Consider the following 14,839-nt stretch of genomic DNA (forward strand, 5'->3'; position numbering starts at 1 on the left):
GCCAGAGCTGTCATTGGGGACAAAAAGATGCTGTTGGTGACATTGATCAACACAGACAGATAAATGCTCGCGACCATAAAGCATATAAAAGGATTTTTATTCGTATAGTCGCGCATTATCTGTCTTGATGCTTGCTTGGCGTTCTTGCGCGGCGCGCTCACGGGACGGAGGCCACGATGGTTGTTGCGGTCTACGATCCACATAGAGACGCATGCAGGCAGATTGTAGATCTGTTGGCAGAGATAGGGCGCGCGAGCAACTCAGGTATTTTAGCGAGGGTCATGCCAAGTACGAAGGTGCTGTTGCAGATTGCGTGTGACTCATTGATGCCACCAGATTTGGTGTTGATTGATAGAGATTTGCCGAATGAGAGTGGAATTGAGTTAACAGAAACTCTGCGGCAAAAAGGCTACCGTGGACCAATATGCATCACCGCATCAGATGCGGATTCAGTCTTTGATGCACTGGATGCTGGCGCTACAAATTATCTGGTTAAAGGAAGCAACGATTTTGCAGAGCGTCTTGGTAAAGCAGTGCATACTACACGGGTATGCATGCTTGACGATCTGCAAGGATGCAGTATTCGACTGAGGGGGAGCGAAGGCGCTCATCCAGTACCACTATCTCAAGTGAGATATTTTTCGGTTGATCGTCACACAATTTGTGGTCACTGGGGACAGATGGTTGAGAGTTTAGAATACCGTTCGACACTCGACGATGTTCAGGAGCAGTTTGCAAATTTAGGCTTTGTGCGTTGCCACCGCGGCTATGTGGTCAACACAAGCTATATTGCGGATGCCCGCCAGCACGAGTTGACATTGTTGAGCGGCGAGCAGCTCCCCGTGGGTCGTCGCTATCGTACAGCCTTGGAGCGCCTCAAAACATTTCCACGCGCACGCTTTGGTTGAGCCGATGTGCCCATGACAGCTTGACATCTTTCGCTAGGGATTTTGGCACGCTTATAACTCGCGATTTTTCAGCTTTAGATTTTGGTTCTAGAGAGAAAGGTGATGAGGTGCGTGCGCTCGTAGCTGATAAAGATAACGTAATGCGCAGACGAACGGTGCAGATGCTGCGCGCAATTTCTGCGGAGCAGATGTTAGGCGTGCGTGTTGTTGTGGTGAGCGGTTCCGAGGCTCTGTATCAAGCAGTATTTAAACGAGGTCCAGCAGATATTCTCTTTTTGGATACCAATTTGCCGTTAGGTGGAGGTATTAAGATAAGCAAAGATCTGCGTCGTTTAGGGTATCAAGGGTTTATTGTTGTCAGTTCATGCGATGCTGAGGAAGAATATCTAGCTTATTTGGCGGGTGCATCTACCTTTCTGTACAAACTTGATCCAAACTATCTCGTGCGTTTGGGAATGTGTTTGCGCGCTGCAGCGCAGGTAAAATTGCAACTTCAGCGTGAATACCTACATACGCACTCGGGCACGGAGCACTTTGTTCTTGCCATTCGGGAGATTCGCTACTTCTCGGTTGAAAGTCATTATGTGACCTGCTATTGGGGACCCGAACTGCATACAACGAGCTATTCTAGTTCGCTCAGACAAATTCAGTGTGATCTAGCTGAACATAACTTTGTGCGCTGCCATCGAAACTATCTCATTAACTGCGATTTTGTAGAAAAGATTGATAAGCAAAGCGTGACGTTACAAGGTGGGATTTGCTTGCCTGTGAGTCGTCGATACGTAAAAGAACTGCGCTTTGCTTGCCAAGAACTGGCTGGGTTAAACCATGTCTTTCTATAAAAGAGGAGTTAGCAAATGATGATTTTTGCTGAGTTGTCCTTTTAGCGGGAGGCTGCGCTTGCATTATGGCAGGACTCTGGATTTCTTTGCACAAAAGATAAAAAACTTACGTCTGCCGCGTTGCTGCAGCACTTGCCCGAGGAGTTGTTTATACGAGTCCATGCGTAGGTTATTGTGTGCCCAATGGCGCTTTTGCGCCCTTTCTTCGCCATTACTTCAATAGAAGGAGGAACCATGGGCACAGATTCAGGAAAGGTCAGGAATGTAGTCCTTGTGGGCCAAGGCGGCGTGGGAAAGACCATGCTGGCCGAGGCTATGCTTCACTTGACGGGAAAGACGAGCCGTCTTGGCGGACATGCTGGTACCAAACCCACGCTGGATTACGACACCGAAGAAGGTTCGCGTGGTTTTTCGATTTCCACGACGATTGCCCCGGTCGAGTGGAATGGCATGCGGATCAATGTCCTCGATGCCCCTTGCTATCCCGACTTTGTTGGTGATGCATACACGGCGATGAGCGCTTGCGAAACCGCTGTTTTTGTCGTGGATGCAGCCTCTGGAGCTGGTGCAATTACTACTCGTCTGTGGTTTGCTGCTGAAGAGCTGAGTCTTGCCCGTGCGTTGTTTATTAATCGTCTGGATCGTGCAGAAACCGATTTTGATACGGCTCTTGAAGAGCTTCGTGAGCATTTTGGCAACAACCTTGCTGCGGTAACCCTTCCCATGGGTACGGGCAATGACTTTGCTGGCATTATTGACGTTATTCGCATGGAAGCGCGTCATCTTGAGAATGGCAAGCCTGTTACAAGCGAGATTCCAGCTGAGTATCTCGAAGAGGCTCAGAAGGCTCATGAAACCTTGACGGATTTGGTCGTTGAGGCTGATGACGAACTGATGATGAAGTACCTCGAGGGTGAACCCATCACTACTGAGGAAATTGAGGGGCTGCTTGATAAGGCATTGCGTGAGCGCATATTTGTTCCCGTCTTTGCGGGCTCTTGTGTCCGCGAAGAGGGCATCATTTCCTTTATGAATGCTGCTGTCAGCTGGTTTCCTGCAATGGCTGACTTTGGTCGCGTGCCTCTTGTTAATGGTGAGGAACTTGATATTTCACCTGATGATGACCGCCCTGTTGCCTTTGTGTTTAAGAGTCTCAATGATCCGCAAAATGGTCGTCTTTCTTTCCTCAAAGTGTTGGCGGGTACACTTACGCCGGGTCTTGAACTCAACAACGCGCGTACACGCAAGAGTGAGCGCTTAGGCCACCTTTATCTCATGACTGGCAAGGAGACGACCGATGTTAAGTCTGTGGCTGCAGGCGACATCTGTGTTGTGCCCAAGCTGGATGCCATGACTGGCGATACTCTTTCTGCAACAGGCAAAGTTGAAGCTGCGTCGTTCCGCTTCCCCAACTCGCTGTATCGCATTGCTATCGAGCCTGATGCTCGCGGCAATGAGGGCAAGCTCTTTGCCTTCCTCGAAAAGAGTGCTGATGCAGATCCTACGTTGCGTGTCGACCGTGATGAGGAGACTGGCCAAACCGTTATCTCTGCTATAGGTGAGGCGCAGGTCAGCGTGCTGCTTGGTCGTCTGGAGGAACGTGCAGGCGTTACGGCTCATACAGTCAAGCTGCGTATCCCATATCGCGAGACTATTCGTCGCATTGCTTCTGCTCAGGGTCGTCATAAGAAGCAGACCGGTGGCGCAGGTCAGTTTGGCGATTGCTGGTTGCGCGTTGAGCCCAATCCTGGTGCTGGCTATGAGTTTGTCGACGAGGTTGTTGGCGGGCATATTCCGCGTGGTTTTATCCCCGCTATCGACAAGGGCATTCAGGAGACCCTGCGTGACGGTGTTCTTGCAGGGTATCCAATGATTGATGTTAAGGTTGCCGTGTATGATGGCTCGTATCACCCCGTCGACTCTAACGAGATGGCCTTTAAGACTGCCGCACGCATTGGTTTCCAAAAGGCCATTGAGCAGGCGGAACCTGTCATTCTTGAGCCCATGGCACATCTAACCATTACCGTTCCCGAGAGCTATGCTGGCTCTATTATGGGTGATGTATCGGCTAGCCGTGGCCGGGTTGAAGGCATGGAGGCGGGCTCTGGCAATCAGCTGGGCTCCACTATCGTGGAGGCGACGGTGCCCTATGCCGAGGTAACCGACTATGCGACGCGTTTGCGTTCACTGTCTCGCGGTACCGGTGAGTTTGAGATGGAAATTACCAGCTATGAGCAGGTGCCTCACGATGTCCAGGAGCGTTTAGCTCAGGAATATCGTGATCGTCGAGCTGAAGGTCGCTAGTTCGTAGCGAAGATATCAATCTTGGCATGTGAAATGAAGAGGGGTTGCGCTGGCAGCTCCTCTTTTGCGTAGCGGGCTTAAAAATACATTGAGAAGAACATATGTACTATTTCTTGTAATAATGTGATACATTTGTTCTATATTTTGACTAGGGAGGACGCTATGCTAAGGGAAAAAAGTCAATGTATCCATAAGATTGATATGGGTGGCGGCGAGTATCGCGAGCTTGGCTATACGCAAAGCGAAGACGGGATAGAAATATATGAAACTTCCTGGGGTCCAGATACACAGGCGCTTTTTGGCGATCCTTCTCATACACAAAAACTTATTTTGAAACGCTCCAGTTTGAAAGTGTGTACAGAATTTGAAGAACAGAATTTTTTAACTAGATTCCTTTTTGCTGGTGAGCTAGGGGATATTGAGTGGCTCTCCGAAGTGCAAGATCGTCTTGATAGGGCGGAGCTTCCCTATGTTTATATGGCGTTTGCTCACGATGGACAGCTTTATCGGCCATTTTGTGAAGCCTAATTTATAGTGAGCGCTTTTCTTGCTTAGACCTTGAGGGTTAAGCGATGATTTTTTCCAATGGGTTACGAGTGATATTGATTGCAAGTTTTTCTTGACATCATTTGAATGGGATGTCATAGTACTTCTTGCACGCGGCGTTACCTCAGCTGGATAGAGGGTCTGACTACGAATCAGAACGTCACAGGTTCGAATCCTGTACGCCGCACCAGCGAATATTACAGGCACCTTCGGGTGCCTGTTTTGCTATAGATGGTTTTTTCTCTCCTGCGCAGCAAATATTTCGATAGATGGTTCGTTTCTCGAACTGCTTACCGAAAGATGGTTCGTTTCTCGAGCAGTTTGCTGAAAGATGGTTCGTTTGTCGGACGAGCGTAAATTCTGACCTGGTCTTTTGTGACGTGCGACTTCGAAAGTCGAACCATCTGTGATTTGTATCCCACCTGCGTTTCAAATAGCGGAACTCATGCGCTCAAAAGTGGCTTTATGCGCCTTATACGCAATTCCTACACATTTAAATTACATAAAATAAGACCCCTACCAGCGGAAACGTTGATAGGGGTCAGTAATGTTCTGGCGGAGAGCTGGGGATTTGAACCCCAGATAGGGTTAAGCCCTATACACGCTTAGCAGGCGTGCGCCTTCAGCCACTCGGCCAGCTCTCCATGTGCTAGAGCATGTTACCGCATTTTTGGCTTTTGCATAGTGTGACAATGCGCAAATTATCGATAAATGCCTAAGCTCTGCAGGACTTCATCATTTATGACAATATCGCTACGATGGTTTCGAAGCGTATCCCAATCAAAATATTGACATAAATCCGCAGGTAAGGCCTCAATTCCTGGTGGTGCAAGTCCAACGAGCGCTGCTAAGCCACCTATCAAACGCGCGGAGCTCACTCCTTTTGCACGTAAAAATCCCACATCTAAATCTTGTTCACGTTTTGAAAGGCGTCGTCCATCAGAAGCAATCAACAGGGGAACATGTGCATAGCGAGGAACGGGCAGTTCCAAAAGCTTTGCAAGATACGTTTGCCGCGCTACCGAGCCCAGCAAATCTCGACCACGCACAACCAAATTAACCCCTGCAGCCGCATCATCTACAACAACCGCCAGTTGGTAGGCAAAAACCTCATCACTTCGGCGAATAAGAAAATCACCACAGTCTTGTGCAAGGTGTTCCTCTTGATGGCCCCAGATCAAATCATCAAAACCGACCAGCTCTTTTGGATTACCTAACTCAGGTACGCGCAATCGATACGCAGGTCTTTTGATGTGAGACTTGTCCGCAATTTCAGCAGGGGAGAGATTGCGGCAGGTTCCCTGATAGATGTAGGTGCCATCAGACGTGTGGGGAGCTTTTGCGGCGTGTAGCTCTGCTCGACTGCAAAAGCAGGGATAGACAAGCTTGCGACTTTTGAGTAACTCAAGAGCGCTTTCATAAATTTGCTTGCGCTCGCTTTGATAAGTGGGACCTTCATCCCAGTCTAGGCCCAACCAGTGCAAATCATCCATTAACAGTCTTGCAAGCTTAGGCTGCTGTGCGCGCGGGTCAAGATCCTCAATGCGCAACACCATTTTGCCACCAGCACTACGCACAGCAAGCCATCCAAGTAAGGCAGAAAACACATTACCCAAATGCATGCGTCCCGAAGGGGTTGGCGCAAACCTCCCTACAAGTTTGGATGGCATAGCTGCTGTTGCGTCAATAGTGTCTGCGCTTTCTGTTGTGGGAGCAAATTTGAGGTTTTGATGAGAAGAAAAGCCTGTCATTTTTCACCTTAGTCTTAATTGAACAAAACATTTTTGCATAGACTAGGCTGTAGGTGCATGAAATATTTCTGTAACATTTATTACAATGCATGATTATCTATATATATCCATTCACTAATTCAGCGTTATGCCCAACCACCATTAGGATTGCAAAATATACCGTTTAGAGAATGCGATATTATCGCCACATATCTTTATGGATTGCGCGCTAATATTGCGCAGTCTGTTAAAGTCTGCAGCAATTATTGCTGTTGTCTACACGCGCTAGAAGGAGAGAACATGAGCGAGAAGTATGGTAAGCCCAACCGCGTTGTTATCGCCCTTGGCGGCAACGCTCTCGGCGATACCCCCGAAGAGCAGATTCGTCGAGTTCGCGAGGCTGCTCCCACCCTGCTTAAGGTTATTGAGCAGGGCAATGAGATCATCATTACCCACGGCAACGGTCCTCAGGTTGGCATGATTCAGAAGGCATTCACCTTTGCAAATCAGACTGACCCCAAGATCCCAACCATGGATCTGCCTGAATGCGGTGCTATGTCTCAGGGCTACATTGGATATCACCTGCAGCAGGCTATTGGTGCTTCCATGCACAAGGCTTACAAGCGCTGGCATGTTGCTTCCGTCGTGACCCAGATTGAGGTCGATCCCGACGACCCCGCGTTCCAAAACCCCACCAAGCCCATTGGCGCTTTCCTTACCAAAGAGCAGGCAGATGCCGAGAAGGCAGCTCACCCCGATATGGTCTTTGTTGAGGACTCTGGCCGTGGCTATCGTCGTGTGGTCGCATCTCCTGAGCCCAAGAAAATTGTTGAGTACGAGAGCATTTTAAATCTGCTTGACAATGGCTTCATTGTCATTGCTTGCGGTGGCGGCGGCATCCCTGTTGTCCGCGACTACAGTGACAAGGGCGCCTACAAGGGACAGGCTGCTGTTATCGATAAGGATATGGGCGGCGAGCTCCTCGGCGAGGATTGCTCTGCTGACGTCCTTGTGTTGCTGACCGCTGTTGATCACGTTGCCATTAACTTTGGTAAACCCGATCAGAAGGATCTCACCGACATTACGGTTGAAGAGGCCAAGAAGTATGTCGAGGAGGGTCAGTTTGGCAAGGGTTCCATGGAGCCCAAAGTCAAGGCTGGCATCAAGTTTGCAGAGAGCCGCCCGGGCCGCGTCTGCATCATTGGCTCCCTCGAGAAGGCATCTGAGGCAATGGCTGGTCTTTCCGGCACGCGCATCCACGCATAAGTTTGCGCTCTCATACCTCTCCACGCCCCGCCGCCTCCCCCGCGGCGGGGCTTTTTGTAGCTACGGTGAAGGCGGTGGAGATGTACAGCACTTAAAACGAGAGACTTTCGTCCTCAAAGTTGTAGCCATACAAGAAGTACCCGTCTGATTGCAGGGCGGTAGGCGAGTCATTATGTCGCTCAGCCAAACGCGTAAGCCCTAGATGGTCGTAGAAGCTCCAGTCGCAATCGGTATCAGTGACAAGATGGGCACTCTGTGCTCCCGCCGCGCGCAAGTAGTCAAGCGCTCCGGTAAAAAGCTTCTTGCCAAGACCAAGTCCACGCGCTGCAGGATTTACTACAAGCAAGAGCACGCTGTCATCCTCTTTGAGTTGCGCTTGAGCAAGCATCTGGCGATATGCGTCAATCTCGCATTGATAGCCTTCCTCATCGGGAATGGCCGCCAACACTTCACCGTATTGCTGGTTGACCAGCGCTCGTGCTCTATCCCAATTTGCCTGTTGAGTGGCACTTGGCAGACCATGGCGAGCAAATGTAAAGCCGAGCAGCTCTTCATTGCGCCATGCGCTCACTGCAAATGTTGCTCGTACGAGGTAAAAACAGATTTCATCGCCCGAGAGGGCTGCAGCAATTTTTGGCTCTACGCCACGGTACCAGGTGAATCTCATAAGATTCCACGCCGCATCAAAGTCATGCTCTACATCAAAAGCGCGAATGACGACGTCTTGTTGTGTGTCCATGAATAATCCTCTTGAGAAACTCGTTCTTATCACATCATGCTCTCATCTTAGCTGAGAGCAAAGAGGCTGCCAAAAATACAATCCATCCCTGGCTCTGAGATCTCTTTACCTTCACCTGTCATGGTGTCCAAGCATTATTTTGGCTCTTAGAAAGCCAAGCGATTGTATTCGGTGTATCTTTATTTTGTCGCTGTCAGCACCAAAACTGGGGAGGGTCTATGTCAGAACGTCCCATCAAAAGGGCGCTTGTATCAGTAACCGATAAAACGGGCGTGGTTGAGTTTGTCAAAACGCTTGCCGACGAGTTTGGCGTTGAGGTCATCTCCACGGGAGGTACTGCAAAAGCGCTGGTGGATGGCGGTGTAAAGGTTACCGCCATCGATGACTATACGGGCTTTCCTGAGATGATGGGAGGTCGTGTCAAAACACTGCATCCACGTGTTCATGGTGGCCTGCTCTGCCGCAGAGACGATGAGCAACACATGGCAGATGCCAAAGCCAATGGCATCGAAATGATCGATATGGTTGTCGTTAACCTCTATGAGTTTGAGAAAACCGTTGCCAAACCCGACGTTACCTTTGCAGATGCCATCGAACACATTGATATCGGCGGCCCTTCCATGCTGCGCTCTGCCGCAAAAAATAATGACTTTGTGACGGTGGTGTCTGACCCTGCCGATTACAATCGAATTCTTGATGAGATGCGTGCACATGATGGCGCTACTACACTTGAAACCCGCCGTCAGCTGGCTCTCAAGGTTTTTCAGACGACCTCGCGTTACGATAGTGCCATATCAGAATATCTCGCAAGCCAAGTATCGAGCGACAACAAAGTTGCGAGTTTTGATAGCTCAATTGAGTTTGATTTTCCGCAGACATTGACGGTGACCGCCACCAAACAACAAAGCTTGCGCTATGGCGAGAACCCGCAGCAGTCCGCAGCGGTTTATCATCTGCCTGACGCCCCAGCCCACTCCCTCGGTATGGCTCGTCAGATTCAGGGCAAAGAGCTGAGCTACAACAACTTCTTGGATACTGATGCTGCCTGGGCTGCTGTGCGTGAGTTTGAGGATCCTGCTGTTATCATTCTCAAACACCAAAACCCCTGTGGTTCTGCTGTAGCAGCTGATGTAACTACAGCTTACGATCGTGCCTTTGCCTGTGACCCCAAGAGCGCCTTTGGCGGAATTATTGCGGTCAATCGTGAGGTTCCTCTATCGCTGGTTGAGCATTTTGCCGATGTGAACAAGCAGTTCGTCGAGGTGCTGATTGCTCCTAGCTACAGTCCCGAAGCCCTTGAGCGTCTGTCAAAGCGTAAAAACCTCCGTGTGCTTGAGACGGGCGGTGTTGATGCGGGTGTCTCTCTGGAGATGCGTACGATTGACGGCGCTTTGCTTGTCCAAGAAACTGACCGTGTTGATGAGGATCCTGCGACCTTCGAGGTGCCTACCAAGCGCAAGCCAACTGATGCCGAATGGGATGATTTACTTTTTGCTTGGAAGGTGTGTAAGACCGTTAAGTCCAACGCAATTCTTGTTGCCAAAGATCGTGCGGGTATTGGTATGGGTCCGGGCCAACCCAACCGATCTGATTCGGCGCTGATGGCATGCGAGCGTGCTGAGGCAGCTTGTGAGCGCATGGGTGTTGCTCCTGAAAATCTCGTGGCCGCCTCTGATGCGTTTTTCCCCTTTAGAGACAGTGTTGACTTGCTTGCTCAACATGGGGTGACGGCGATTATTCAGCCAGGTGGCTCCATTCGTGACGACGAGTCCATCGCTGCTTGTGATGAGTATGGCATCACGATGGTCTTTACGGGCAGACGCCACTTTAGGCACTAAGCTTTACCAAGAAACGCAGGGCGGAGCTGTGATGTGTGGCTTCGCCCTTTTGCATGACAAGAAATACGCTGCAAGAGGCATGACCTTAGCTGCGGGATATTCGCTGCAAGAGATGCTGTTTGAGATGTAGGAGCTAAATATGGCATTTGAGTTAGGAACACCTTCACTGATTTGCCGTTGGCGCTTGGCAAATGGAGGCCTGCCACTCGAAAATCGTCATCTACGCGCCTTTTCCCAACGCGGCGTTGATCCTGCCTTGGTTTCTTGGGCAAAACAGCACATTGAATGGACCTTGGCTGATGGAGCCGCAGGCAATCTCGATGGGGTGCTCATGGTAGTAGTTGACGAAGAGGGTCAGGCTGCGATGAGTGTGGGGCCTTACAAAGCCCTGGGTGACACCAGCATCAATGCTTTGCTCCAGCGTGCGATGCAGGCTCAGACAGAGGCTTCACGTACAGGTGTTGCACCTGAGACTCTCTGGGCGGTAACAGCAGGGCAGATTACCTCCTATCTTGATCCAGCCGAGAAGCTTGCGGGTGCCAGCTCTTTGGTAAGCGACCTCATGGTGGCTCACCACCTGCAGTTTACGTATGAAGCACAAATTTCTGATGCCCAAGCCCTTGCCGCAGCTGACGAGGTATTTTTGGTGTCCGATGAGCACGGTGTTGTTGCTGCCGCCGGGAAACTTGGAAAGTATGCCAAGCAAATGGCGGCAGACTATCAAAAATTGCTGGCAAGCTTTAGTTAACTTTTTTCGCGATTCAGATTTCCTTCGCAAAGGCTGCATATTGTTTGAGCGGATTTTTGCTGAATGCAAGCAGACACGCTGGGAACTTTTTAATTCCTACTAAATATAGGGCATTTAACAGGCAAAATATTCTCATGTAAAGCGCGGTTTAGGCTTTAGCTGAGGTGCAAAATGGTTTATTACATTATTATGTATATATACAGCGCACATATATAGTGCAGGCAACTCAGGCACGTAAGAGTAGAAGCGTTTCTTGTGCGTCCTGTATATGTAGACACTACGACGGATATCGTAGTGTATGGGGGATTAGGCCGGGCGAATAAATAGTTCGTTCGGATAGTACTAGGAGAGGAGTACCATGGCTCGATCTTTTAAGTCTATGGACGGTAATGAGGCGGCGGCGTGGGCGTCGTATGCCTTTACGGAGGTAGCGGGCATCTACCCGATTACCCCGTCTAGCCCTATGGCCGACCATGTCGACCAGTGGGCAGCACAGGGTCTCAAAAACATCTTTGGCTCCCCAGTCAAGGTTATCGAGATGGAATCTGAGTCCGGCGCTTCTGGCACCGTTCACGGTTCTTTGGGCACCGGCGCACTGACGACTACCTATACGGCATCGCAGGGCCTGTTGCTGATGCTTCCAAACATGTACAAGATTGCTGCCGAGCGTCTGCCGTGCGTTTTCCATGTCTCTGCTCGTCAGGTTGCAACGCATGCCCTGAACATCTTTGGCGATCATTCGGACGTTATGTCTACACGTCAGACTGGTTTTGCTCTGCTCGCCGAGAGTAACGTCCAACAGGTTATGGACCTCGCTCCTGTAGCTCACCTTGCAGCCATCAAGGGTGGTCTGCCATTCCTAAACTTCTTTGACGGTTTCCGTACCAGTCATGAGATTCAGAAGGTTGCTACTTGGGACTTCGCTGAGCTTGCGGATATGGTAGATATGGATGCTGTTCAGGCATTCCGCGATCACGCTCTGAACCCCGAGCACCCCACCGCACGTGGTAGCCACGAGAATGGCGATATCTACTTCCAACATCGCGAGGCAATTAACGGTGCCTATGATGCACTGCCTGCCATCGTTGAAGACTATATGAAGCAGATCAACGCCAAGCTCGGCACAGATTACGGCCTGTTTAATTACTACGGTGCCGAGGATGCTGACCGTGTTGTTGTCTGCATGGCCTCTTTCTGCGATACGCTCAAGGAAGTCATCGATTATCTCAATGCGCACGGCGAGAAAGTTGGCTTGGTTGAGGTCCATCTCTTCCGTCCCTTCTCCATCAGCCACTTCACCAGCGTTCTTCCCAAGACAGTCAAAAAGATTGCTGTTCTTGACCGTACCAAGGAGCCCGGCTCCATCGGTGAGCCTCTTTATGAGGATGTTGTTACCGCTTTGTATGAGGCTGGCATGGCTAATCTCACGGTTGTTGGCGGCCGCTATGGCCTTGGCTCCAAGGATGAGCCTCCTGCGGCAGCCTTCTCCGTCTTTGAAGAGCTCAAGAAGGATCAACCTGCACGTGAGTTCACCATTGGCATTGTTGACGATGTCACCAACCTGTCTCTTCCCATGGATCCCTACGCTCCCAATACCTCAGCAAAAGGCACTATCGAGTGCAAGTTCTGGGGCCTTGGCGGCGACGGCACTGTTGGTGCAAACAAGAACTCCATCAAGATTATTGGTGACCACACCGATAAATATGTTCAGGCTTACTTCCAGTATGACTCCAAGAAGACCGGCGGCGTTACCCTTAGCCACCTGCGCTTTGGTGACAACCCCATTCGTTCGCCCTACTACGTTACCAAGGCAGACTTTGTTGCTTGCCACAATCCCAGCTATATTGACAAGGGCTTCAAGATGGTCCAGGACGTCAAGCCTGGCGGTACCTTCCTGATTAACTCTCAGTGGGCCCCTGAAGATTTGGGCAAGCATCTTGATGCAGCAGCAAAGCGCTACATTGCCGAGAACAACATTCAGGTTTATCTGATTGACGCTATTGACCTTGCCGCGAAGGTTGGCATGGGCAAGCGCACCAACACGACGCTACAATCTGCCTTCTTTGCACTGGCTAAGGTTCTTCCCGCCGAGGATGCCCTCCAGTATATGAAGGACGCTGCTACAAAGTCTTACTCCAAGAAGGGTCAAGCTATCGTCGATTCCAACCACAAAGCAATCGATGCTGGTGCTACCGCCTTTGTGAAGTTTGATGTTCCTGCAGATTGGGCCAACGCCACCGATGACGCGCCTGAGGCTCAGCTGACTGGTCGTGACGCAATCGTCGCTCAGGTCAAGGCTATTACTACGCCAGTTAACCTCATGGATGGTGACAGCCTGCCTGTTTCTGCATTTATGCCCTACGCAGATGGTACGTGGCAGACTGGTGCTTCTCAGTATGAGAAGCGTGGCACAGCAGTTATCGTGCCTCACTGGGACGAGACCAAGTGCATCCAGTGCAACCAGTGCGGCTTTGTATGCCCCCATGCAACCATTCGTCCGTTTGCGCTTAACGCCGAAGAAGTTGCAGCTGCACCCGAGACCATGCGTATGGCTGATGCCAAGGGCAAAGGTATGGATGGCTTGAAGTTTGCCATCACCGTGTCTCCGCTTGACTGCATGGGCTGCACCAACTGCGCTAAGATTTGCCCGGTTGATGCTCTTACGATGGTGCCCCAGGCTGACGAGGCTGTTGAGCAGGCAAGCTTTGACTACGGCGTGGCACATGTTGCTGAGAAGCCCGAGCTCTTTGCAGATAACGTAAAGGGTAGTCAGTTCCACAGGCCTCTCCTTGAGTTCTCTGGCTCTTGCGCAGGCTGCGCTGAGACTTCTTACGCACGTCTTATTACCCAGCTCTACGGCGATCACATGTTCATCTCTAACGCTACTGGCTGCTCTTCCATTTGGGGTAACCCCGGCGGCGTATCTCCATATACCGTTAACGGTCAGGGTCATGGTCCTGCTTGGAATAACTCCTTGTTTGAGGACAATGCAGAGCACGGCCTTGGTATGTATCTCGGTTATCAGGCAATCCAGCAGGAGCTTGTAAACGATGCTGAGGCAATTATTGCTTCTGATGCTTCCGAAGGACTCAAGGCGGCTGCTCAGCTCTGGTTGGATAGTCGAGGCGATTATGAGACCAGCAGGTCTGCTGCTCGCGAGCTACTTGCCTTGCTTGAGAATGTGGATACCCCCGAGGCAAAGCGTATTATTGCCAACAAGCAGTACCTCACCAAGAAGAGCTTCTGGATCTTTGGCGGCGACGGTTGGGCCTATGACATTGGCTTTGGTGGCCTGGACCACGTTCTTGCTTCTGGCAACAACGTTAATGTCTTCGTCTTTGATACCGAGATTTACTCCAACACAGGCGGTCAGATTTCTAAGGCCTCCAACTTGGGCCAGCTTGGTCAGTTTGCCGCAGCCGGCAAGGAACTTAAGAAGAAGAGCTTGGCTGAGATTGAGATGACCTACGGCTATGTCTATGTTGCACAGGTTGCCATGAGCGCCAACCCCATGCAGCTCCTCAAGGTTCTCAAAGAGGCCGAGGCTTATGATGGCCCGTCCCTCATCATTGGCTACTGCCCATGCGAGCTCCACTCCATCAAGAAGGGTGGTATGCAGCACTGCCAAGAGGAGATGAAGCGCGCGGTCGAGTGTGGTTACTGGAACCTCTTCCGTTACAACCCCGCGGCTCCCGAGGGCAAGAAGTTCTCTCTTGACTCTAAGGCTCCTAAGGGTGGTTATCAGGAGTTCCTGCAGAATGAGGCTCGCTATGCAGGTCTGATGCGTTCGTTCCCCGAGCGCGCTGAAGAGCTCTTTGAGGACAACGAGAAGGCGGCCATGGCTCGCTATGATCACCTGCTTAAGCTCAAGGAGGTCTACTCCGAGGTGTAAAACTTCGCTGTAGCATCAGCTACGTT

The 14,839-nt window shown here is 50.7% G+C and carries 10 protein-coding genes and 2 tRNA genes; 9 read left to right on the forward strand and 3 right to left on the reverse strand.

Annotated features, from left to right (window positions below; translation table 11 throughout):
* Positions 1-281 precede the first annotated feature (281 nt).
* The 5 genes from BN4314_RS04290 (at position 282) to BN4314_RS04310 (ending at position 4,790) form a co-directional block, all read left to right on the forward strand.
* Complete coding sequence (locus BN4314_RS04290) at positions 282-908, forward strand: LytR/AlgR family response regulator transcription factor (protein WP_187369546.1); 627 nt, start codon at positions 282-284, stop codon at positions 906-908.
* 107 nt (positions 909-1,015) lie between these two features.
* Entirely contained in the window at positions 1,016-1,750 is a 735-nt protein-coding gene (locus tag BN4314_RS04295) for a LytR/AlgR family response regulator transcription factor (RefSeq protein ID WP_068539973.1), read from the forward strand.
* 234 nt (positions 1,751-1,984) lie between these two features.
* Entirely contained in the window at positions 1,985-4,054 is a 2,070-nt protein-coding gene (fusA, locus tag BN4314_RS04300) for an elongation factor G (protein WP_068539975.1), read from the forward strand.
* Between the two features lie 162 nt (positions 4,055-4,216).
* Positions 4,217-4,582, forward strand: coding sequence for a hypothetical protein (locus BN4314_RS04305; protein WP_068539976.1), 366 nt, complete (start codon positions 4,217-4,219; stop codon positions 4,580-4,582).
* A gap of 131 nt (positions 4,583-4,713) precedes the next feature.
* A tRNA-Arg gene (locus BN4314_RS04310) sits at positions 4,714-4,790 on the forward strand.
* Between the two features lie 363 nt (positions 4,791-5,153).
* Here the strand turns inward: BN4314_RS04310 and BN4314_RS04315 are convergent.
* Together BN4314_RS04315 and gluQRS are read right to left on the reverse strand one after the other, a co-directional pair.
* Positions 5,154-5,244: transfer RNA gene (locus BN4314_RS04315), tRNA-Ser, on the reverse strand.
* Between the two features lie 57 nt (positions 5,245-5,301).
* Positions 5,302-6,351, reverse strand: coding sequence for a tRNA glutamyl-Q(34) synthetase GluQRS (gluQRS, locus tag BN4314_RS04320; protein ID WP_082911163.1), 1,050 nt, complete (start codon positions 6,349-6,351; stop codon positions 5,302-5,304).
* A 279-nt stretch (positions 6,352-6,630) separates the two neighbouring features.
* Here gluQRS and arcC point away from each other — a divergent pair, with 279 nt between their 5' ends.
* Entirely contained in the window at positions 6,631-7,596 is a 966-nt protein-coding gene (gene arcC / locus BN4314_RS04325; RefSeq protein WP_021734768.1) for a carbamate kinase, read from the forward strand.
* A 91-nt stretch (positions 7,597-7,687) separates the two neighbouring features.
* On the opposite strand, the gene BN4314_RS04330 is transcribed toward arcC, so the two are convergent.
* Positions 7,688-8,335, reverse strand: coding sequence for a GNAT family N-acetyltransferase (locus tag BN4314_RS04330; RefSeq protein ID WP_021734467.1), 648 nt, complete (start codon positions 8,333-8,335; stop codon positions 7,688-7,690).
* A gap of 218 nt (positions 8,336-8,553) precedes the next feature.
* Between BN4314_RS04330 and purH the strand changes: the two genes are divergently transcribed.
* From purH to nifJ, 3 genes are all read left to right on the forward strand, one after another.
* Entirely contained in the window at positions 8,554-10,173 is a 1,620-nt protein-coding gene (gene purH, locus BN4314_RS04335; RefSeq protein WP_068539977.1) for a bifunctional phosphoribosylaminoimidazolecarboxamide formyltransferase/IMP cyclohydrolase, read from the forward strand.
* 139 nt (positions 10,174-10,312) lie between these two features.
* Positions 10,313-10,921: a hypothetical protein gene (locus BN4314_RS04340; protein ID WP_068539981.1), complete on the forward strand. Its 609-nt coding sequence runs from the start codon at positions 10,313-10,315 to the stop codon at positions 10,919-10,921.
* A 358-nt stretch (positions 10,922-11,279) separates the two neighbouring features.
* Positions 11,280-14,813 carry a pyruvate:ferredoxin (flavodoxin) oxidoreductase gene (gene nifJ / locus BN4314_RS04345; RefSeq protein WP_068539983.1) on the forward strand — a complete coding sequence of 1,178 codons (3,534 nt, stop codon included), beginning with the start codon at positions 11,280-11,282 and terminating at the stop codon, positions 14,811-14,813.
* The last annotated feature ends 26 nt before the right edge of the window (positions 14,814-14,839 follow it).

Source organism: Olegusella massiliensis (genome assembly GCF_900078545.1).
GTDB lineage: Bacteria > Actinomycetota > Coriobacteriia > Coriobacteriales > Atopobiaceae > Olegusella > Olegusella massiliensis.